General features: G+C 42.5%; 19 protein-coding genes and 1 tRNA gene. 9 read left to right on the plus strand and 11 right to left on the minus strand.

Annotated elements, in window-relative coordinates; translation table 11 throughout:
* Positions 1-25 precede the first annotated feature (25 nt).
* Positions 26-1,879, minus strand: a complete 1,854-nt coding sequence (locus ABIL00_02100) for a GNAT family N-acetyltransferase (protein ID MEO0109563.1) — start codon at positions 1,877-1,879, stop codon at positions 26-28.
* Positions 1,880-2,092: 213 nt separating this feature from the next.
* On the opposite strand from ABIL00_02100, the gene ABIL00_02105 reads away from it, so the two are divergent.
* Together ABIL00_02105 and sppA are read left to right on the plus strand one after the other, a co-directional pair.
* A tRNA-Ile gene (locus ABIL00_02105) sits at positions 2,093-2,165 on the plus strand.
* Positions 2,166-2,176: 11 nt separating this feature from the next.
* A complete protein-coding gene (gene sppA / locus ABIL00_02110; protein ID MEO0109564.1) occupies positions 2,177-3,019 on the plus strand; it encodes a signal peptide peptidase SppA in 843 nt (280 codons plus the stop codon).
* Positions 3,020-3,035: 16 nt separating this feature from the next.
* Here the strand turns inward: sppA and ABIL00_02115 are convergent, their stop codons facing one another.
* The 3 genes from ABIL00_02115 to ABIL00_02125 form a co-directional block, all read right to left on the minus strand.
* Positions 3,036-3,446 (minus strand): hypothetical protein, encoded by a 411-nt coding sequence (locus tag ABIL00_02115; GenBank protein ID MEO0109565.1) that lies wholly within the window; start codon positions 3,444-3,446, stop codon positions 3,036-3,038.
* Between the two features lie 15 nt (positions 3,447-3,461).
* Entirely contained in the window at positions 3,462-6,431 is a 2,970-nt protein-coding gene (secA, locus tag ABIL00_02120; protein MEO0109566.1) for a preprotein translocase subunit SecA, read from the minus strand.
* Between the two features lie 244 nt (positions 6,432-6,675).
* Positions 6,676-6,924: a hypothetical protein gene (locus ABIL00_02125; GenBank protein MEO0109567.1), complete on the minus strand. Its 249-nt coding sequence runs from the start codon at positions 6,922-6,924 to the stop codon at positions 6,676-6,678.
* A 550-nt stretch (positions 6,925-7,474) separates the two neighbouring features.
* On the opposite strand from ABIL00_02125, the gene ABIL00_02130 reads away from it, so the two are divergent.
* The 7 genes from ABIL00_02130 to ABIL00_02160 are packed head-to-tail and all read left to right on the plus strand — an operon-like array spanning position 7,475 to position 16,186.
* Positions 7,475-8,413, plus strand: coding sequence for a V-type ATPase subunit (locus ABIL00_02130; GenBank protein MEO0109568.1), 939 nt, complete (start codon positions 7,475-7,477; stop codon positions 8,411-8,413).
* Positions 8,410-8,652, plus strand: coding sequence for a hypothetical protein (locus ABIL00_02135; GenBank protein MEO0109569.1), 243 nt, complete (start codon positions 8,410-8,412; stop codon positions 8,650-8,652). Before ABIL00_02130 ends, ABIL00_02135 begins: the two co-directional genes overlap by 4 nt.
* Positions 8,643-10,379, plus strand: coding sequence for a V-type ATP synthase subunit A (locus ABIL00_02140; GenBank protein MEO0109570.1), 1,737 nt, complete (start codon positions 8,643-8,645; stop codon positions 10,377-10,379). The genes ABIL00_02135 and ABIL00_02140 overlap by 10 nt, the downstream gene beginning before the upstream one ends.
* Positions 10,380-10,393: 14 nt before the next feature.
* A complete protein-coding gene (locus ABIL00_02145) occupies positions 10,394-11,764 on the plus strand; it encodes a V-type ATP synthase subunit B (protein MEO0109571.1) in 1,371 nt (456 codons plus the stop codon).
* A 9-nt stretch (positions 11,765-11,773) separates the two neighbouring features.
* A complete protein-coding gene (locus ABIL00_02150; protein ID MEO0109572.1) occupies positions 11,774-12,457 on the plus strand; it encodes an SIMPL domain-containing protein in 684 nt (227 codons plus the stop codon).
* A 10-nt stretch (positions 12,458-12,467) separates the two neighbouring features.
* Positions 12,468-14,330: a DUF3857 domain-containing transglutaminase family protein gene (locus tag ABIL00_02155; GenBank protein ID MEO0109573.1), complete on the plus strand. Its 1,863-nt coding sequence runs from the start codon at positions 12,468-12,470 to the stop codon at positions 14,328-14,330.
* Positions 14,327-16,186, plus strand: coding sequence for a DUF3857 domain-containing protein (locus ABIL00_02160; GenBank protein MEO0109574.1), 1,860 nt, complete (start codon positions 14,327-14,329; stop codon positions 16,184-16,186). Before ABIL00_02155 ends, ABIL00_02160 begins: the two co-directional genes overlap by 4 nt.
* On the opposite strand, the gene ABIL00_02165 is transcribed toward ABIL00_02160, so the two are convergent.
* From ABIL00_02165 to ABIL00_02195, 7 genes are all read right to left on the minus strand, one after another.
* Entirely contained in the window at positions 16,183-17,262 is a 1,080-nt protein-coding gene (locus tag ABIL00_02165; protein MEO0109575.1) for a T9SS type A sorting domain-containing protein, read from the minus strand. The two genes, ABIL00_02160 and ABIL00_02165, sit on opposite strands and share 4 nt — an antisense overlap.
* 51 nt (positions 17,263-17,313) lie before the next feature.
* A complete protein-coding gene (locus ABIL00_02170; GenBank protein ID MEO0109576.1) occupies positions 17,314-17,967 on the minus strand; it encodes a thioredoxin family protein in 654 nt (217 codons plus the stop codon).
* 8 nt (positions 17,968-17,975) lie between these two features.
* The gene (locus ABIL00_02175) at positions 17,976-18,896 is read right to left on the minus strand and encodes an FAD-dependent oxidoreductase (GenBank protein ID MEO0109577.1); all 921 of its coding nucleotides are present in this window, start codon (positions 18,894-18,896) and stop codon (positions 17,976-17,978) included.
* Positions 18,893-20,533, minus strand: a complete 1,641-nt coding sequence (locus ABIL00_02180) for a formate--tetrahydrofolate ligase (protein ID MEO0109578.1) — start codon at positions 20,531-20,533, stop codon at positions 18,893-18,895. The genes ABIL00_02175 and ABIL00_02180 overlap by 4 nt, the downstream gene beginning before the upstream one ends.
* A 3-nt stretch (positions 20,534-20,536) precedes the next feature.
* Positions 20,537-20,725 (minus strand): ferredoxin, encoded by a 189-nt coding sequence (locus ABIL00_02185; GenBank protein ID MEO0109579.1) that lies wholly within the window; start codon positions 20,723-20,725, stop codon positions 20,537-20,539.
* A 235-nt stretch (positions 20,726-20,960) separates the two neighbouring features.
* Positions 20,961-21,125 (minus strand): hypothetical protein, encoded by a 165-nt coding sequence (locus ABIL00_02190; GenBank protein ID MEO0109580.1) that lies wholly within the window; start codon positions 21,123-21,125, stop codon positions 20,961-20,963.
* A 252-nt stretch (positions 21,126-21,377) separates the two neighbouring features.
* Positions 21,378-21,630, minus strand: a 253-nt coding sequence (locus ABIL00_02195) for a hypothetical protein (protein MEO0109581.1), incomplete at its 5' end; no start/stop codon positions are given.

Below are 21,630 nucleotides of genomic sequence, written 5' to 3' on the forward strand. Positions count from 1 at the left end.
ATAAGCAAAGAGAAAAAGTCAATCTCTATTTCTTTTCTGTGAACTCCATCATTAGGGTATAAACCCCATCTTCCCACTGCGTCCGCACGGGATAATTCATCGGGTTTTTGGAAAAAAGCCGATAAGCCCGAACATTGGTATCCAACACATACCCGATGAATCCCTTTATTCCTTTCATCTTGGCGACTTTAATCAAATAATGAAATAACTCTCTTCCGATTCCTTTATTCTGCCATTCATCAGCAATGACTACTGCAAATTCCGCAAATCCAGTGGCTTTATCCTTACTATACCGCGCCACACCGATTATCTTCTCCCCTTCCGGCTTCTTCAGCACCGCCACAATCGCCATTTCATCCTCATAATCAACATTCACAAATTTTTTCAATTTTTCGTGAGGCATAGCCGTGAGATAAGAGAAGAAACGATAATAGATCGTCTCTTGGGAGAAGGAATAGAAAAGCTCCCGCATCAACGGTTCATCGGTTGGTTTTATCGGCCGGAAGAATATCCTCTCTCCCCTTTTCGTCTCCGCCCAGAATTCCAACTCCTCCGGATAGCGGGCTTCCGCTAAAATCTCGGGTTGGTCCTTATAAACGTAATTTAATTCCTTTGCCTTTCTTAAAAGTTCCGAACGAAATTTAGGATGGGCAATAGCGATCAGAGAAAGTGCTCTCTCCCGAATTGTTTTACCGTGCAGATAAGCAATCCCCCATTCGGTTACTACATAATGGACATCCCCTCGGGTTGTGACAACCCCCGCGCCTTCGGAAAGGGATGGGACAATCCGGGAAATGGTTTCACCCTTTCGGGTTGAAGGAAGAACGATGATTGGCTTTCCTCCCTTAGCCCGCGCGGCGCCCCGGATGAAATCCAATTGTCCACCAATTCCCGAATAGAACTGATAACCCAAGGAATCGGCACAGACCTGACCCGTTAAATCAATCTCCAATGCAGAATTTATCGCCACCATCTTTTCGTTCTGAGCGATAATTATCGGGTCGTTAGTATAATCTACAGGGTGGAATTCAAAGAATGGATTATTGTGAAGATAATCGTAGAGCCTTTTCGTGCCCATCGCAAAAGAGGCGATCACCTTTCCCGGATGGAGGGTTTTCTTCTTATTGGTAATTACCCCACTCTCAATCAAATCAATGAGACTGTCCGAGAAGACTTCGGTGTGAACCCCCAAATCCTTCTTATTTGTCAGAAACTCCAAAAGAACATTGGGCACTCCGCCGTAACCGACCTGTAAGGTTGAACCATCTTCTACCAGATCCGCCACATTCTTAGCAATCCTCCTTACAACCTCTGGGCTCGCTTTTACCGTATATTCGATTAACGGCTCTTCGGAATAGACCAATATATCAATATCATCAATATGAATAAAAGAATCACCCAAAGTTCGGGGCATATTGGGATTGATCTCCGCAATTACTAACTTCGCCACTTCACACGCGGGCTTGGTAATATCAACCGAAATCCCAAAACTGCAATACCCGTACTCATCCGGCGGAGAAAGTTGAACTAAGGCACAATCAATCGGTAGACGGCCGCTTCGAAAAAGTTGAGGAATTTCGGAAAGGAAGATGGGTGTGTAATCCGCCCTCCCCTCCCAAACCGCCTTTCGCACATTACCACTGATGAAAAAGGCATTCGCACGAAATTTACTTGATAATGTCTCCTCAGCATAAGGGGCAACCCCTAAGGTCAAGATGTGAGCAATCTCCACATCTTCTGCCGGTGCTTGGGCTAGCGCCCGTACCAAACTCTGGGGTGTGGCGCAAGCCGAACCAATAAAAACCCGGTAACCCGATTTTATTGCCCGAACCGCTTCTTCTGGACTCACCAATCTTTCCCGCCAATTAATCTTTCTCATCATGGAGTATAAATCCTTTTCTAATTTTTGTCAACGGAAATATTCACAACGAAGGCTGGGTCATTGCCATTAATTTTGCCTTGGCATATAGGCTTTTCAAATCTTATCCTATCCCGCTCTTTTTCTCTTTCACTTTCATTTTCTAATTCTCTTCGCATTAAAAGAAAATTATGGTTGACTTTTTCTAAAAAGTTACTATAATTATCTTATAAAGGGCCTATAGCTCAGTTGGCAGAGCATCCCGCTGATAACGGGAAGGTCAGAGGTTCGATTCCTCTTAGGCCCATACTCCTTTCTATGGGGAATAAACCCTTAACCATCACTGCGGTAATCTTAGTAATCGCCTTCCTCCTTCTAATTTTTCTTATCGGTATTTTAATCCCAGGAAGATTTCGCCCTCCATCAGAAACAGTAGCAATTGTTGAAGTTTCGGGGATAATCCGAGATGCACGGGAGGTGGTAAGGGAAATTAAAAATTTTAGTAAAGAACCTAATGTGAAGGCAATCATAATTCGGATTGAAAGTCCCGGCGGGCTGGTAGCCCCAACCCAAGAGATCTTTGAAGAGATAAAGGAGGCGAAAAGAAAGGGGAAAAAGGTAGTTGCCTCAATGGGCTCAATCGCTACCTCCGGTGGTTTCTACATCGCTTTGCCTTGTGATAAAATTGTTGCCAACCCCGGAACTATAACCGGTTCTATCGGTGTGATTATGAATTTTCCTATTCTGGAAAAGTTACTCCAAAAATTAGGAATTAGTTTTGAGACGATAAAGTCTGAAGAGTATAAAGATATTGGCTCCCCCTTCCGAATGATGAAAAAAGAGGAAAGGGAATTATTAAAAGAAGTAGTTGATGATGTTTACCAAGACTTTTTAGAAAAAATCGCCGAAGAGAGAAAAATCTCCCTAAAAGATATTAAAAAGTTTGCTGACGGCCGAATATTCTCCGGAAGACAAGCGAAAGAGATTGGGTTAGTTGATACCTTAGGCGGTTTAGAAACCGCCATCAAAATTGCCTCTGCCCTCGCCCAAATTAAAAAGGAACCCAAAATTCTTAAAGAGAAAAGATTTTTCCCTTTTCGCTTAATTCTTAACTACTTAAATCGCCTATCTCTTCCCGAATTATTATATCTCCCTCAATAGATCAATAGAGAAGAAACTATTCCTCTCCTTCTTCCTCACCCATCTGGAAAATTTCCCGAAAAGCCTTCTTCATCTCTTTGTCTGTGGCGCGACATTTTGCGTACCACTCCTTTCTCGCTTCATCAGTAGTTAAGCCATCATATTCTGCTAAATAGGTTTTTAACTGGGCAATTTTCCCGTTCACCTCGTCAATCTTCGCCTTTTGCTCTTCGGTGGGATTGGGAATCTCTCCTAATCTCCTTTGGAAGCGCTCCTCAAATTTGGCAAGTCTTTTCTCTTCCCGGATTTTGTAATTTCGGTAGTCTTCTTCCGTCATTGTCCGTTTTCCTTCCAATACCGCGGAACCACGGCGGGCGACAATAGTGAAGATGATCGTCGCCACAACTAAAATGCCAACGATTGTCCAAACGATGGTTCGTGTCTTCATTTCCTCCTCCTCATTTTATATATTTTTTCCACAGCATTTTTTATATTTCTTGCCCGAACCACAAGGGCAAGGTTCATTTCGCCCAACCCGGGGAGAAACCTTTACCGGCACCTTTTCCGGAACCGGTTGCTCCCCTGGAGTGGCAGTTAAAACTGGTTTATAAGCCCGAAGTGGTACCTTTGGTCTTCCCTTTTCTTCCGTTTCAATTTCGGCTCGGAAGAAAAGGGTTAAACTCTCTCGGTGAAAGGAGGCAAGGGTCTCCTGAAAGAGATTGAAGGACTCCTGTTTATATTCCAAAAGCGGGTCTTTCTGACCGTAGGCAACCCAATTGATCCCTTCCCGAAGCAAATCAATGCTGTAAAGATGGTCGCGCCAACGGTTGTCAATGGTGCGGAGGAAGACGAAACGGAAAAAATCGGTAAACTTCTCTTGCAACTCTTCTCGCCTCTGCTCAAACCTCGTTTCCGCGATCTGGAGTAATTTCTCCTTTAGGATCTCCCTCTTCATCTTCGGAATTTCTTCCTCCGGAATTGAAAAATCAACAAAGAAGATTAAACCAAACTCACCCCTCAGTTCATTCCAAGACCATTCCGTCGGGTCTTTTTCCGAAGTATATTTGGCCAAAAGTTCATCAATCACAAAACTGGCTGATTCCAGGAAGGCGTTTTTCAAATCCTCCCCTTTTAAATACTGATCACGGAGATGATAAATCACCTCCCTTTGCTTATTCATCACATCGTCAAACTCTAAGAGGTGCTTCCGAATTTCAAAGTTCCGCATCTCCACCCTTTTTTGGGCATTAGCGATTGCCTTCGTCACCAATGGGTGTTGAAGAGGTTCCATCTCCTTCTGGCCAAATCTCTCCATAATCTCGACCATCCGGTCCGACCCGAAAAGCCGCATTAGGTCGTCTTCTAAGGAAAGGAAGAAACGGGAAGAGCCGGGATCACCCTGGCGGCCACTCCGACCCCGGAGTTGGTTATCAATCCTTCGCGCCTCATGCCTCTCCGTGCCGATGATATAAAGACCGCAAGGACATTCTTTTAAGCATCTCCCTGGCTCCTCTTCCCAATAAGAACATTTCCCGCCCTCCGGGCTATTGATATAGCATCTTTCTCCTTTCACCACACCCGGCTCTAATTTGATATCCGTACCCCGACCCGCCATATTGGTGGCAATCGTTACTGCATACTTCCGCCCCGCTTTGGCAACAATCTCCGCCTCCCTTTGGTGGTGACGAGCATTTAAGACTTCGTGGTTAATACCCCGGCGCCGAAGAAGGCGAGATAAAACCTCTGAGGTCTCAACCGAAGTCGTTCCCACCAAAATCGGTCTCCCTACTTTATGCCACTTTTCAATCTCGTCAATAATTGCCTTAAATTTCTCGTTCTTTGTTTTATAAATGATATCGGGATAATCAATTCTCCTCACCGGCTTATTGGTGGGAATTTCAATAACATCTAACTTATAAATGTGCATAAATTCGGTGGCTTCGGTCATCGCGGTTCCGGTCATCCCGGCTAATTTCTCATACATCCGGAAATAGTTCTGTAAAGTGATGGTGGCAAAAGTTTGGGTCTCCTCCTGAACCCGAACCCCTTCCTTTGCTTCCAAAGCCTGGTGGATACCATCCGAAAACCGCCGACCGGGCATCAACCGGCCGGTAAACTCGTCAACGATCACTACCTTCCCCTCCTGGACGATATAATCAACGTCTTTCTTGAAGTGGTCAAAGGCTTTCAATAAAGCCCGGAGGGCTTCTAATTTTTCATTCTTTTTAGCGTAATTCTCAAAGACCTTTTCCTTCTCAAAAATTTTCTCCCGTGGGGATAACTTCTCGTTACGATCAACTTTTTTCAGTTCCGTATCCAAATCGGGGAGGAGGAAGAAGTTTGGGTCTTTAAGTCGCTCACAAATAAATTTCTCCCCAATCTCCGTTAAACGAATCGTATGGTCCTTTTCGTCAGTCACATAATATAACTCTTCGTCAATAAGGGGGAACTTCTTATCCCGGAGAAATTCCAATTCTGTTTTCTCAATTAACCTTTTAATTTCCGTTTCCCGCTCCGCTTTTAATAGTTGGGTATTCTTTGGGGAACCTCTCTTTGCCTGGAGAAATTTTATCCCCGCCTCTTTCTCCTTTCCCTCCTTTAATAATCTTTTCGCCTCCTCTACCAACCGATTAACCAAAACCGTCTGGCGATTATACAATTCCCGCACCGCCGGGGTCAAATTGTCAAAACGCCTCTCACTAGCCGCCACCGGACCGGAGATGATTAAAGGGGTCCGGGCTTCATCAATTAGAATACTATCAACCTCATCAATGATGGCGTAGTAATGTCCTCTTTGGACCTTATCCTCCCAGCGCAAAACCATATTATCCCTTAAATAATCAAACCCAAATTCGTTATTCGTCCCATAAGTAATGTCACAACCGTATTGAACCTTTCTCTCCTCAGGGCTCATCCCCATTTGAATACAACCGACAGAAACTCCTAAAAACTCGTAGACCGGGCCCATCCACTCCCTATCCCTTCTCGCCAGATAATCGTTAACCGTTACTAAATGGACACCTCTTTTTGTTAAGGCATTAAGGTAGAGAGGCATTGTCGCCACCAGGGTTTTTCCCTCTCCGGTCTTCATCTCCGCAATCTTCCCTTCATGGAGAACGATTGCCCCCAAAAGTTGGCAATCAAATGGGACCATATCCCAAGTTATCTCAATATCACAAACAAGCCATTTCTTCCCCAAAAGGCGCCGGCAGGCTTCTTTCACTAAGGCATAGGCTTCAATCATTAAGCCATCAAGGCTTTCCCCATCCTTCACTCTTTTGATAAAATCCTCAGTCTTTTTTGGAAAGTCTTCGTCTCTCAGATTTTTAAAAGATTCCCAGACTTCGTTTATCTTTTCCACCAAGGGCCAAAGCCTTTTCAGCTCCCGCTCGTTCTTCGTGCCACCGAATATCTTCTTAATTACCGCAAGCATTTTCTGATTAAATTTTAGTTGGAAAATGGTATTTGTCAAGGAGAAGGATTAAGGGTGAGATTGGCTAAGGAATATCCCTTTTTACTCCTTAGGGATTCCGGAGAAGGAAATGGCCCTATCTTTTCGGCAAAATGGCTTTAAATTATTGAAAATTAAAAGTTTAGGGTAATTTCCCTCTAATGATTTCGTCAGATAATTTCTCTGGGGCGGGATGACTCTCCCTTTCCTCTAATAGTGGTCATAATCACTTATTAACGCTTCCATCTTCTTCCTTTATTAGGCTCTCATTTTCCCTTCGGATTAAACCCCTAATTAGACACAAGATTAAATCCTTTATTATCCCTTCTATTAAAATCTCAATTAGGCTTTCAATTATACCTCTGGCTATAACCTCTGTTAGACTATCTATTAAATTCTCAATTAAACAATCTATTAAATCTCCGATTGAGTCCAAAATTACGCCTCTTATTAAAACTTCTATTATCTCTTCCATTAAATCCCCGATACCATCCCCTGTATGCTACACCCCTTTTTATAAAGATAAACCCCTCCTGTTTGATAAAAATCTCGCGATTTAATGCCATTTTCGTTAAGTGCTAATTACCCGATAATGCCTCCCTAATCTCTTTTTTGATACAAGGGCTGGGATTAGAACCCAATAACTTAAGAAACCCTTCTTATCTATAACACCCAAAAAGGCAAAATCCATTAATAATTAACTTCTTCATAGCCCTCTATAATAAATACGGAAATACCCCCCATTTTCTGACACTAAATTTCCCTTTTTATAAGTCTTTAACTCACAATAACTTATCTATTTTGGAAAATGGTGATTTAGAATTTTTGGGGAAGGTCTCTTGTTTACAGATATTGTCGCCACCCCAAAAGTCGGAAAGTTCTATATTAACCTAAGATCCCCTTCCGGTCTCATACCATCCTTATTTTAATGGAAGAAGGTGATAGGTTTATTTTGGCAAAGAGTGGTCATAATCACTTTTAACGCTTACGCTTGACGATTGATTTTTTAAGCATATAATGAAATGATGTTGGAAACTACTTATAGGGAAATAAAGACACCTCTAACAGAAGACCCGAATTATGGGTTTGTTTCGGGAAGAATCCGGTTTCGGGAGAAATTTTTATTGAGAGAGAGGGATTACGAAGGGCTCATCCAAGCCACTTCGGAAAAAGATTTCCTTTCCCTCCTCTCTAATACCCCTTATGCCCAGTTTAAGGGAAAAGACCCCTTGGGGGTAATCCAAGCGGCGGAATGGGAAAATCACCTCTTCTTGAAGGAATATGCCCACTCACTAGACCTATTAAAAATCCTCCTCTTCCCCTTTGACCTCCACAATCTGAAAATCTATCGTAAGGGGTTAAAATTGAGAAAGGACCTCTCTTTATTTTCTTCCCCCTTCGGTTATTTTTCCTATCCTAATTTCCCTTCAGAGATTGCCCAATTAGCCCAAAATCCCTCCCTCTCCGACGATCAGTTGGAGGTGGAACTCTTTTCCCGAATTTATTCCCTCGCCCAAAAATTTCCCTTTCTGGCTCAATACCTCTCCCTTCTCGCCGATGTGAGTAATCTCTTAACTCTATTAAGGGTGATGAGGTTCGCACTCTCTCCCTTTCAATTTCTCCCTCATGGTTATTTCACCGAAAAATTTCTTTCTTCCCTCACTCCCCTTCCTTTAAGGGAACTTCCGGAGAGATTCCCCTCTCCAATTTCTGAGATCTTAAAGGAGGCAATCCCCTTTATCAGCGAAGGCGATTTTGGTTTTTTGCGTTTAGAAAAAAGGCTCTACCATCTCCTCCTCTCTTTTCTCCGAACAGCCGGTCAATCTTTATTTGGTTATGAGGTTCTTTCTGCCTATTATCTCTTAAAGAGACAAGAGATTGAAAACCTCCGTCGCATTTACCTTTCTCGCTTTTTCTATCAGATCACCAATTTAACAATCCTTAAGGAATTGATAATAGTATGATTAAAGTTATCGGGGAAAGAAATAAGATCGCCTTCTTTTCTCTTTTCGGTTTCAAAACGATTCACTGGGTAAAAGAAGAAAAGCAGGAACTGATTGAAGGTGAAGAGAAACTTATAATTTTAGATGAGGAGATTCCAGAACTGGAAGAAATCGTAAAAAGAGGAAAAACCTTCCCTCTCCTCTTCGCCCTTTATCCAAGAAGAGGTAAGGGAATATTGGAGAAATTGCTATGGAAGTAGGGAAGATTGTTAAAGTCTCTGGGCCTTTAGTGGTCGCTCGGGATATCCCAAATGCCCGAATGTATGATATCTGTCTGGTTGGGGAGTACAAATTGGTGGGGGAGATTATCGGTTTAAGGGGAGATTCTGTCTTTATTCAAGTCTACGAAGAAACCGGCGGCTTAGGACCGAATGACCCGGTCTTCCCTACCCACCAACCCTTAACTGTTGAGTTAGGACCGGGATTAATTGAAGCCATATTTGATGGGATTCAAAGACCTCTCTCTCTCTTAAAAGAGAAGAAGGGAGATTTCATTGAAAGGGGAATTTCGGTCCCGGCCTTAAATCGGGAAAGAAAGTGGTATTTCAAACCAGTAGTAAGAGAGGGGGAAGAGGTAGAAGGTGGTGATATTATTGGAGAAGTTCCGGAAACAAGTCTTGTCCTCCATAAAATAATGGTTCCCCCGGGGATTAAAGGAAAGGTAATTGAGATTAAGGAGGGGGAATTTAATGTGGAAGAGACCGTTTGCCTCCTAAAAAATCCGGAAGGAAAAGAGATCAAACTCACTCTGATGCAAAGGTGGCCGGTGCGAATCCCCCGGCCGGTAAAGAGAAAACTGCCACCAAAAGAAAGTCTCCTCACCGGACAGAGGATATGTGATACCTTCTTCCCTATCGCTAAGGGAGGAACCGCCTGTATCCCTGGACCATTCGGCTCAGGCAAAACAGTAATGCAACACCAATTTTCTAAATGGGCGGATGCAGAAATTATCATCTTTGTCGGTTGTGGAGAAAGGGGAAATGAGATGGCATCGGTACTTTTAGAATTTCCAGAACTGAAAGACCCAAAATCCGGAGAGCCTTTAATGAAGCGAACCTGTCTCATTGCCAATACTTCCAATATGCCGGTTGCCGCCCGAGAAGCATCCGTCTATACCGGAGTGGCAATTGGGGAATATTTTCGGGATATGGGATACTCGGTTGCCTTACAAGCGGATTCCACATCAAGATGGGCAGAGGCGATGCGGGAAATCTCGGGTCGCCTGGAAGAGATGCCAGGGGAAGAGGGTTATCCCGCTTACCTTGCCGCCAAAATCGCGGAATTTTACGAAAGGGCGGGAAAGGTAATCTGCTTGGGTAAAGATAACCGGCTGGGGTACCTTTCGATTATCGGTTCTGTCTCACCCCCTGGGGGTGACCTTTCTGACCCGGTGGTTCAGGCGACATTGAGAGTGGTCAAAGTTTTCTGGAGCCTGGAAGATAAATTGGCATTCAAAAGACACTTCCCGGCTATTAACTGGCTAAATTCCTATTCTCTTTACTTGGATGATGTGAGGGATACTTTTGATGGGGTATCTTCCGAATTCTTTGAATTATCAAGAGAAGCGATGGCGATTTTGGAGAAAGAAGCCGAATTGGAGGAGATTGTCCGACTTATTGGTAAGGATGTCCTCATCCCGGAGGACCGCTTACTTTTGGAAATCGCCCGAATGATCCGGGAAGATTTCCTCCACCAATCCGCCTTTGACCCTATTGACAGTTTTTCTTCCTTCCGGAAACAGTTCTTGATGCTTTCCACCATTATCAATTTTTATCGTCTCTCCTTGGCTAAGATAGCAAGCGGCAAAATTACCGTAGAAGAGATTGAGCGCCATCCCCTAAGGGAAAAGATTGCCCGGATGCGCTACTTTTCGGAGGAGGAATTTTCTAAATTGAAAGAGGAGATGAACCAGATCTTTTCTGAATAGGAGGAGAAAAATTTATGGCAATCGTCACTCATCGGAAAATAAGTCAAATCCAAGGTCCTCTCCTTCTCGCCGAAGGGGTAGAAGGGGTAAAATATTTAGAACTGGTAGAAATCCTTTTACCCACCGGTGAGAAAAGACAAGGACAAGTTTTGGAAGTGGATAAGGACAAAGCCTTAGTTCAAGCCTTTGAAGGAACCCAGGGGTTAGAACTTGCTCAATCAAAGATTAAATTTTTGGGCCGGGGTATAACCATTCCCCTATCCCGGGAGATTCTCGGCCGGGTCTTTACCGGATTGGGTAAACCCCGGGACGGAGGAGAAGAAGTGATTCCAGAAGAATTCCGGGATATTAACGGAGCGCCAATCAATCCTTATTCGCGAGAATATCCAATTGAATTCATACAAACCGGTATCTCCACCATTGATGTTTTAAATACCTTAGTCCGGGGGCAGAAACTACCAATTTTCTCTGGTTCCGGTCTTCCCCATAATCGTTTAGCGGCCCAGATCGTGAAGCAGGCAAAGGTCTTAGGTAAAGAAGAGGAATTTGCCATTGTCTTCGGGGCAATGGGTATTACATTTGAAGAAGGAGAATTTTTCCTCTCTTCCTTTAAAGAAGAAGGTGCTTTAGAGAGAAGTGTCGTTTACTTAAACTTGGCGGATGAGCCAGCGATTGAAAGATTAGCTACTCCCCGCTGTGCCTTAACCGCAGCGGAATACTTAGCCTTTGATTGCGGAATGCATGTCCTGGTGATTCTCACCGATATGACCAATTATTGCGAGGCCTTAAGGGAAATTTCTGCAGCCCGGAAAGAGATACCAGGTCGGCGCGGATATCCAGGTTATCTCTATTCCGATTTGGCGAGTATCTATGAGCGATGCGGACGGATAAAGGGAAGAAAAGGTTCCATCACTTTGATGCCAATTTTAACTATGCCGGAAGATGATAAGACCCATCCGATTCCGGATTTAACGGGTTATATTACCGAGGGGCAGATAATCTTATCAAGGGCCCTTTTGAAAAAAAAGATTTACCCACCAATTGATGTCCTTCCCTCTCTTTCGCGCCTTCGCGACCGGGGGATTGGGGAAGGGAAAACAAGGAAAGACCATCCGGACTTAGCCAATCAACTCTTTGCCTGTTATGCCCGAGGCAAAGAGGTTGAGGAGATAAAGACCATCTTGGGAGAGGAAGCGCTTTCGGAAATGGATAAAGTTTATCTAGAATTTGCCAATCAGTTTGAAGAAAAATTTGTTGCCCAAGGCGAAGAGGAAAACCGTGCCATTGAAGAGAGTCTCGCGATTGGTTGGGAACTATTAAAAATCTTCCCGAGGAGTGAATTGAAAAGAATCCGAGAAGAAATCTTGGAAGAATATTTTAAGTAGGGAGGGAAAATGTTTGAAGAAGATAAAAGGTTTGATATCCGAAATCGCCTCTTTTATCTTTTGGCGATATTTATCGCTGGACTTCTTACCTATCTCTTCCTCTCCGTCATTTACCAATTCCAAACATTAAAAAGTCGGACCGAAAATAGAGAAATTTCCTTTTCCGGAGAGGCAAAGATAATTCCTAAACCAGAGTTTGCCCTTCTCAACTTTGCCGTTATCAGCCGGGGATTAAAAATGGAGGAAGCGCAAAGGATTAATGAAGAAAAACGGGATACCATTTTTAACGCCCTCTCCCTTTTTGAACTGCCAAAAGAAGAAATTAAAGAGATAAAATATAATATCGCAATGGTTCCGGACACCGCTCAGGGGATGCGGGTGCAAAAATTTCAGATAACAAAAGAGTATGAAGTAAAGATTAAGGAGATAAATAAGATTCCGGAAATGATAAAAAAAATTGAAGAAAGAGGGGGAGTCTTAACTTCCGAAGTTAAATTTCTCTTGGAAGATATTGAAAAATTAAGGGAAGAAACCCGTTCCCTTCTTATCTCTAAGGTGAGAGCAAAAGCAGAAAAAAGGGCAAAAGAATTAGGGATCAGTTTAGGAGGAATAGTGGGAATGAAAGAAGAAATCATCCCCCAAGAGAATAACGAAGAACTCCTAAAAATAACCTTAACCTATACCATTAAGTGAAGGAGAAGATATGAAAAAACTTTTCTTAATTTTCACATTATTATTTATCTTTAATAGAGCATTGGCTCAGGAAGGTGAGGATAATGCCCTTTATCTCTTTGACTCTACCGAAATCTTTCTCAAACCCGATGCTTCTGGCAAAGAAATTAACCATTGTTTAATAAAGATTCTTACCCCGACCGGGGCGAAAAAATTCTCTTCTGCCTCTTTCCCTTATATCACCCTTTATGATACCGTGGTGGTGAAAAAAGCGGTTGTCATAAAACCAGATGGGAAAATAATCAAAGTAAGAAAAGAAGATATTGAAGATCTGCCAATGCCCGCTTGGCCTGGTTCAAAATTTCTCATCCCGAACCTGCGGATTGTTAAAATTACCTTCCCCGAAGTAGAAGAAGGTTGCGCGGTTGAATTCTTATTAGAAAGAATAACCCGCAATCCACCTTATGATTCAGTTTTTGACTACTGGACCCTATTTGAAGGTTTTGAGCCGATTAAAATTAAAGTGCTAAAAATTCACTTTCCAACTAATCTCAAACCGAAATGGGTAGTAAAAAATGGCACAATTACTGAGGAAAAGAGAGAAAAGAAAAATGAGATTGAATATATCTTCTCTGCCAACGATGTTCCAAGGATTATTGAAGAACCGGCAATGCCGCCCTTAGAGGATATCGCCACTAAATTGGTTCTCTCTACGGCCAACTCCTGGGAAGCAATCTCCCGCTGGTATTATCAACTCTGCGAACCAAAACTTCTCCCGGATGAGGAGATAAAAGAGGAGGTAAAGAATCTCTTAAAAGATGCTCGCTCAAGAGAAGATTCTCTCCGTTTTCTTTTTGAATTTGTGAAAAGGGAAATTCGTTATGTGGAAACGAGGTTGACCGGTAGAAAAGGCGGCTACGAACCAGCACCCATCACCTTTACCCATAAAACTCGTTACGGCGTCTGTCGGGATAAAGCCGCGCTTCTGGTCGGGTTATTAAGAGAAGCCGGGTTTAAAAACTCTTATATGGTCTTAACCAATCCCAGCAATCGGGTGGAAAAGGAAATTCCCGCCCCCAGTCAATTTAACCACGCCATTGTCGCCTTAAAAGAAGGTGAAGAATTTATCTTCTTTGACCCAACCGTAGAATGGTCGGTTGAATTCCTTTCCCCGATTGAAGATGAGAGAGAAGTTCTTATCTGCACCCCCGAAGGGAGAGATTTAGAGAAAACTCCAGAAAGACCCGGTTCGGTAAATTTTATCCAGGTTAATTCAGAAGTTAACATTCTCTCTGATCGCACCGGCCGAATTTCTCTCCAAATTGTCGGGAGGGGGGTAATTGATATGGCATTACGCAATCTCATCAAAATGCTTCCTCGAGAAAGGCTTTCCGAAGTCTTCTTACAGTCTTTTAAGGCAAATTATCCCCAAGCGCATTGTGATTCCATAAAGACATCGGACCCTGAGGATTACAAAAGCCCAATCACTCTAAATCTATTCTTAACCATTCCGGAATACGCAACAAAGATCAATAAGGAATGGCACATCGGTGGGGGAATGAGTAGTTTTCAATTTTGGGACGGCAATCCGTTTAGCACTGAGGAGCGAAAATATCCCATCTACTTTAATTTAAAAAACCTCTCCGAGGCGAAAACTAAAATCACCTTTCCGAAAAACTTAAAAGTGAAATATCTTCCTAAAAACTACGAAAAGAGAACGGAAGATATGGAGGCAAAGATGACTTTGAAAGTAGAAAGAAATACTATCACCTCTACTACTATTTCGGCGATTACTTCTCGGCTCATCCCTCCCGAAAGGTATAAAGAGAATAAAAAAATGATGGAAGAGTTAGAACAGTTCAGCCGGGAAAAGATAATTTTGGAGGAGAAATGATTAACCTCTTATTTCTCCTCACCATCATTAGTAACGATTTTCTCACCGATGCCTCCGCGGTAATAGAGAAAGAGATCACACACCTTCAGGTGGGAAAAGATTTCTCCCATAAGGAAGAAAAGGAAATTTCCATCTTCATCCTCACCTACCGCGGAAGGGAAGTCTTTGGCAATCTCTTGGAAAAATATAACAAAGGAATTGAAGAACTAAAAATTCTGGAAGCAAAAACTAAAAAAAAGACCGGGGAGGAAATCGTCCCCGAGGAAAAGGCGATTGGTGATTTAAGTACTGTTGAGAAGTTTCTTGCTCCCAAATACGCTAACAGTCGAATAAAAAGTGTCGCTTTCTCCGCGGTGGAAGAGAGCGCGCGGTTAATTTATCGCTCCGAAAAAATCAATAAAGAAAAGAAGAAGGAATTTTTTGGCAGCAAAATTTTCCAAAAAGAGGAACCAGTACTTTACAGCGAACTTCTCTTAAAAACCCCCTTCCCGATAAAATATCAAACGATTGGCGAGGTAAAAGTAAAAGAAAAAAGGGAGGGCGATTATTTCTTTTACCAGTTCTTTTGCGAATCCCTTCCCCGAGTTAAGTTTGAACCAAACCGGGTAGCAATCAGTGAAATCTCACCCCGGGTCTATTGGACAAATCTCAAGGATTGGCAAGAAGTATGGGATTTATTGAAAAAGGATTTCTACCCCAGTGTGGTGATCAAGGGAGAGATAGAGAGAAAAGCCAAGGAATTAGCAGAAGGAAAAGGGAAAATAGAAGCGCTTCGGGAAATTTATAATTATGTGACGAAAAATTGGCGGGATATCCCCCTAACTATCCAGGATGCCGGATTAAAGCCAACAAAGGCTTACGATGTTTATAATCAAAAATATGCCGATAATAAAGACAAATGCCTTCTTCTCCTCTCAATGCTCAAAGCGGTGGGAATTGATGCTTACCCCGGTTATGTTGCCCAAGAGATAATAAAAGATATCCCATCTCCCACTTATTTCTTTTACTTAATTTTAGTCTTAGAAATGGGCAACCGTTATCTATTTTTAGACCCGACATTTCCGGAAAAAGTCTCTTTGAGCCTCTCTTTCCCAAGTATCCTTGCCAATTATAATGAAGGATTTCCTATCCTTCCTGATTTAATTGGCCGGGAGGTCTTTTGGGTTAAACCCGATACTTTTTTCTTCCTTTCTATTCCCTATCCCGAACCCGAAGAGATTACTTCGGAATTTTTTTATACCCTTTCCCTTGATTCCCTTGGCAACTTAGAAGGCGAAATAAAAGCCACCCTCAATGGAATTTCAGCAATTGAATTAAGGGCGAATTATAAAGATAAAACGGAAAAGGAAAAAGAGATTGCCTTAAAAGGAATTATCTCACAAATTAAGACGGGTGCCAAACTCTTGAATTGGAGTATAGAAAATCTGCGCGAACCTCAAAAGCCGGTTCAAATTTCTCTCCGCTTCGCTGCTGAAAGATACGGCATCCGAGAAGGCAAAAGGATTAATTTCCACCTTCCCCCCTATCTCTTCTTCCCTAACCTTTCTTCTTATTTTACCCTGCCAGAAAGAAAATACCCATTAGATATCAAAATCCCCACTTCCTATAAGTACTATTTACAACTTACTATTCCCGAAGGGTGTGCTATATATTACTCACCAAAGGATTTTGCCTTTGCTGATTCCCTAATCGGATTAACAATTTCTTCCCGGAAAGATATCCCAACCTTCCAGTTGAATAAAGAAATAAAATTTCCCAAAAGGCGTTACCTACCGGAAGAATATGTTAGTTTGAAAAACGCTTGGTCAGATTTTGCTAAACCGGAGAACGGATTTATCATTCTAAAAAAGATTTAATTTATTAAAAATATAAACTTTTTCTTTATTATAGTTTTATCATTCTGTCCGATTAACCAATAAAGGCCCGATCTTACCTTCTGCCCATTTTCATCTTTTCCATCCCAAATGATTTCCCTTTTATGCGAAAAGGTGCGAATTAATCTCCCTTCTGAATTGTAGATATTTACCTTCTTGACCAAAAATGAAAGCACCCAAAATTGCACAATAGAATTCGCGGGATTGGGAAAAATTTTTATTGAAGAATAAGTTGGTAATTGTCCACTCCCTTCTATCCCGCCCATCGGTTTTCTTGTTACATAATACATAATAAAAATACTATCCTTTAAAATAACCGCGGGGTCTTTCACATACCGACTTTCTAAACCATTGGTAGAATCAATCTGCAGACGATAGCCAGGTTCTAAAACCCAATTTTCCCCATCCAACGAAAAGATGGAGCGGATGCCAGAACTATTGGGATTATTATTAAAACCATAAAACCGATAACCACCCTGGGGGAGAGAAATTCCATTAGCCATCATAAGGCTCTCTATAGAAAAATTTGGCCTTGGGAAAAATAATAAGCCATCAGAAGAATGGGCGTGCCAGTTCTCACCCGGTGGAGCACCACCGGCAAAATATTGTAAGGTATCACCAGTCCAGAGGAGCGAAGGGTCTAAAACTAGACTTCCAGGAATTTGAAAGCGAACCCCTTCTTCCAAGGTGAAGTTCAAACCGTCAAGAGAGATTGCCGAGTAAGTCTCTGGATTCCGATCACCAATTGGGTCACCGGTAAAGTAGAGGCGAAAGGTATCATTACGGAAAATAATATCCGGGTCACAAGGATGCCCAGGCCAAGTTTGGGTCCCAGGAATGACCACTTGGTAAAACCGCCAATTGTCAATCCCATTCGCGGAGATACCGACCATAATTCCATCTCGGGTGTGGGTCCAAAGACCCTGAAAATAAACATAAACATTTCTATCCGGACCGACTAAGGCATCGGGCACATCTGCGGAATCACTCATTATCAGATTTAACCTCTGCCAGTGCAAACCGTCCGATGAAATGGCAATCAAGAGCCGATTTTGCAAAGGCTGGGTGAAAATTAAACTCCAAAAAAGGAGGGAGAAAATGACCGTCTCCTATAAACCCGATGCCTGAGTCTTTAAGATTTCGGCTAAAAATAACTCTTCGGGTAAAGCACCCTCAAAGGAAATTGTGTCGTTAAGAACTGTCTTGGGAACTGCATAGACATCATATTTGTGAGCCAAATGGGGAAACTCCGCCGCATCAATCATGCAAGCCTGAATGAAAGAACTTTCAAAGGCGAATTGCTGAGCCAATTTCACGGCGGAAGGGCAATAGGGACAGGTAAGTGTGACAAAGACTTTAATATCTACTGGCTTATTTAAACTTCTTAAAACTTCTTTTGTCTTTTCGCTCAGTCCTGAATCCCTCAATGAGACCATCTTTATCGTCTCAATTAGCGAGTTAAACTCATAACCCCCTGGGATACCATAGAATTTTAATCCGTAATCCTTCTCTCCTTTTACAACAATCGCCGGCACCATATCCACCCAGTATTCCAAAGCCTTATCCTTATCGGTAATAAAATTATAGACCGAAAGTTTTAATAAAGGGGAAAGGTTAGTTATTTCCTCGGCTAACTGGCGATTCTCCCGGCAGAATTGACATTCCAATTCCTGGGTGAAGACAATCAGTTCCACCGGTTCTTTTAACTCCTTAAAAACTTCCCTAACTTCATTTTCTACTTCGGGTGTTAAAATTAATCCCATAACCCCTCCTATTTTCTTAATAAATAATGGTAAGCAGATAAGGCGGCTTTAGCCCCATCACCGCAGGCAATGATTATCTGTTTCCCCACCACATTTGTCACATCCCCACAGGCAAAAATCCCCTCTACCGAAGTCTCGCAGTTACAATTTATAATTATCTCCCCTAACTCATTCACTTTAACCATATCCTTTAAGAAATCGGTATTAGGGATAAGACCAATCTCCACGAAAACCCCATCTACTTTTAATTCCATCTCCTCGCCGTTTTCCACTCGTCTGAGCAATATCCCCTCCACCCTTTCTCTCCCCTTAATCTCTTTTGGGGAAAAGCCGATTATCTTTTCCACCTTTTCCGCCTTTGCCAATTTTTCTTGAAGAATCTGGTCGGCTCTCATTTCTCTCCGCACGATAAGATAAACCTTGCTTGCGGTTTTATTTAAGTCCAAGGCGGCACTCACTGCTGAATTTCCCCCGCCAACCACCGCTACGATTTTATTGGTAAAAAGGGGGGCATCACAAGTTACACAATAAGAAACTCCTCTCCCGGTCAACTCCTTTTCTCCGGGAATGTCCAAAGTCTTCGGTCTCTTCCCGCTAGCCACAATCACTACCCGTGCTTTATATCTCCCACCAAACTTTGTCTCAGTGATAAAGACCTCTCCCTCTTTACTTAATCCAATCACTTCATCCGGAATCCTCGTCTTTATCGGCAGGGAAGAGATTTGTTTTTGGAATCTCATCATCAAATCCGGACCAGAAACAGCAGAATAACCCATATAGTTTTCAATCATTGGCGCCCAGAGCGCCTGCCCCCCAAAATCTTTGGCAATCAGCAAGACTTTTAAATTCTTTCTTACGGCATAAAGTCCCGCAGTCATTCCCGCTGGACCACCACCGATAATTAAGATGTCATAAATTTCTTCGCTCATCTCAAACCAACGATAAAACCTTTCTCATTTAAATCAATCCTTCGCGCATTCGGCTCCTTCGGCAGTCCCGGCATCAGGTTAATATCACCAGCCATCGGTACTAAATAGCCGGCTCCGGAAAATATAACTACCCGGGAAATCGTTATTTTAAAACCTTTAGGCACACCAAAAAGCAATGGATTATCGGAAAGGGAGAGATTGGTCTTGGCGATACAGATTGGGAGATTACTCAAATTCAATTTATTAATCCGTTCTAAATCCTTTTCCGCCTGGGAGGTATAAATGACATCATCTGCTCCGTAAATCTCTCGTGCCACCTTAAAAATCTTCTCCTTAACCCCATCGGTAAGTTGATAGATTGGGGTAAAGGAAATATCCCATTTCGTTGTCATTTTTTCCACTACCTGAGCCAATTCTATCCCCCCTTCGCTTCCCTTCTGATAGCCCTCAAAGGTTACAAAAGGCACCTCCTGAAAGTCGCAGAAGCCTTTCACAATCTTTATCTCTTTCTCCTTATCACCTGGGAAAAGGTTCAAAACCACCGCCACGGGAAGGTTCATCTTTCTTAGATTCTCAATATGTTTTCCTAAATTTTCCAACCCCTTCCTTAACTGACTCACTGTTCCCTTATCTAACTCCTTCTCCTTTGCACCGCCGTGAAATTTCAAAGCCTTAATTGTCGCTACTAAACAGGCGAGAGCAATTGGTAAGTTGCCAAGACGAGCAAAAAGATTAACAAACTTTTCCCCTCCGAGATCAGAACCAAATCCCGCTTCCACCACCACGTATTCTGCTAATTTTAGCGCCATCTTAATGGAAATTAGACTCGCAGTGCCGTGGGCAATATTCGCAAAACAGCCGGTATGGACAAAAGCCGGGGTATTTTCAGAAGTCTGAACTAAATTCGGTTTTAAAGCCTCCCTTAAAAGAACTGCCATACTGCCACAGGCACCAAGTTCACCCGCATAAATTGGTTTTAGGTTTTTATCATAGGCAACGAGGATTCGGCAAAGGCGGGACTTCAAATCCGCTAAAGAAGTTGCCAAAGAGAGTATCGCCATCACCTCCGAAGCCGGGGTGATAATGAAACCATCTTCTCGGGCAGGACCGTTTGTCTTTCCACCTAAGCCAACAACGATATTCCGGAGACTCCGGTCGGACAAATCAATTGTCCTCTTGAATAAAATCTCCCTCTCGTCAATCTCCAAATCATTACCGAAATGGATATGGTTATCCAAAATGGAAGCCAAAAGGTTATGGGCACTGGCGACGGCGTGCCGGTCACCGGTAAAGTGGAGGTTAATATCCTCCTCCGGTAAGACACAACATTTGCCACCACCAGTGCCCCCACCTTTTTTCCCAAAAATTGGACCGAGCGAAGGCTCGCGGAGACAGACAATTGCCCTCTTCCCAATTTTTTCTAAAGCCATCGCCAGACCAATCGCTACCGTTGTCTTTCCTTCACCCGAAGGGGTTGGAGTCATCGCGGTCACCAAGATTAACTTTCCATCCTTATTCTCTTTTATCTTATCGTAAAACTTCAAAGAAATCTTCCCTTTATAGATACCATAGGGGATAAAATAATCCTGCTCAATCCCTAATCGCTCCGCGATTTCCGCTACCGGAACTAAGGACATCTTTTACTCTTCAACCTTTATCGCGTTAACCGGACAATCTTCCGCTGCTTGCCGGACATCCGCTTCGGCGGCTTCGGGGACAACATCAACCTTTACACTAGCCACATCGCCTTTCATCTCAAATATATCCGGGCAGGAGGTGACACATAACTCGCAACCCGTGCAGAGCTCCTCATCTATGTATACCTTCATTTTTCCTCCCCATAAATTATATTTTAACGCAAATTTTAGTAAAAAAAAGAAAAATGTCAAATTGAAATTTCACTTGGCTATAATGCCTCTAAAATGTTAAAAGAATTTGATACCTTTTTACTCTTCACAAAAATTATCTGATGAGATAACTTTTTATTAAAGGGCAAAATGCTTTAAGTTATTTATTTTCAACAACTTAAAGCCATTTTACTTAAAAGATAGGGGTCAGTCCCCCCTACGGCATCCCTGGGGGGTAAATAAGACTAACTCTTCCCTCATTTTCTCCCCTAATCCCTTCTCCCCTCTCTTCCCTAATTTTCCCCACCCTTCCTCCCCTCCTTTCTCTTCTATTTCCTCTACCAGTTTCTTCTTCTCTCCCTCCACCCCTCTTCTGCCCCATCCTTCTGCCCCTCACTTCTCCCCTTCCTCTTTCAATCCTCTCTCCCAAATTATTAGGGCAAAATTTAAAGAATAATTTAATGTTCTTAAATCAAGAGAAGATTTTGGCTATGTAAAATCAATTCTAAGTATGAGACCCTATTAGAAACTTATTTCCTTATGATTTTAGAACCTCTTAAAACCGTTCAGGATCATCTTAATCATGACCAAAAATTCACTACGATTAAGTTGTCTCCGGGAGCCGTCCCAAAAATTAGCAAAAAGTTAATTTCAAAAACTTGGAAGCAAAGAAGCGGATAATAGCGGTAAAAAGGAAGAAGGGATATAAAAACTTACCCTTTTTGTATTTCTTAAAATATTGATACATACTCTTATGCTGTTCAAATATCATCCTTCCCCAAAAAATCTTCGTCGTTGCCCCCCTTTTATGAATCACTTCGGCATAAGGAAAGTATAAAACCTTTAATCCCTTATCTTTTATCCTTTTTAATAAATCAACATCATTG

The sequence above is a fragment of the candidate division WOR-3 bacterium genome (genome assembly GCA_039801905.1).
Taxonomy (GTDB): Bacteria; Hydrothermota; Tepidihabitantia; order Tepidihabitantales; family JBDRVQ01; genus JBDRVQ01.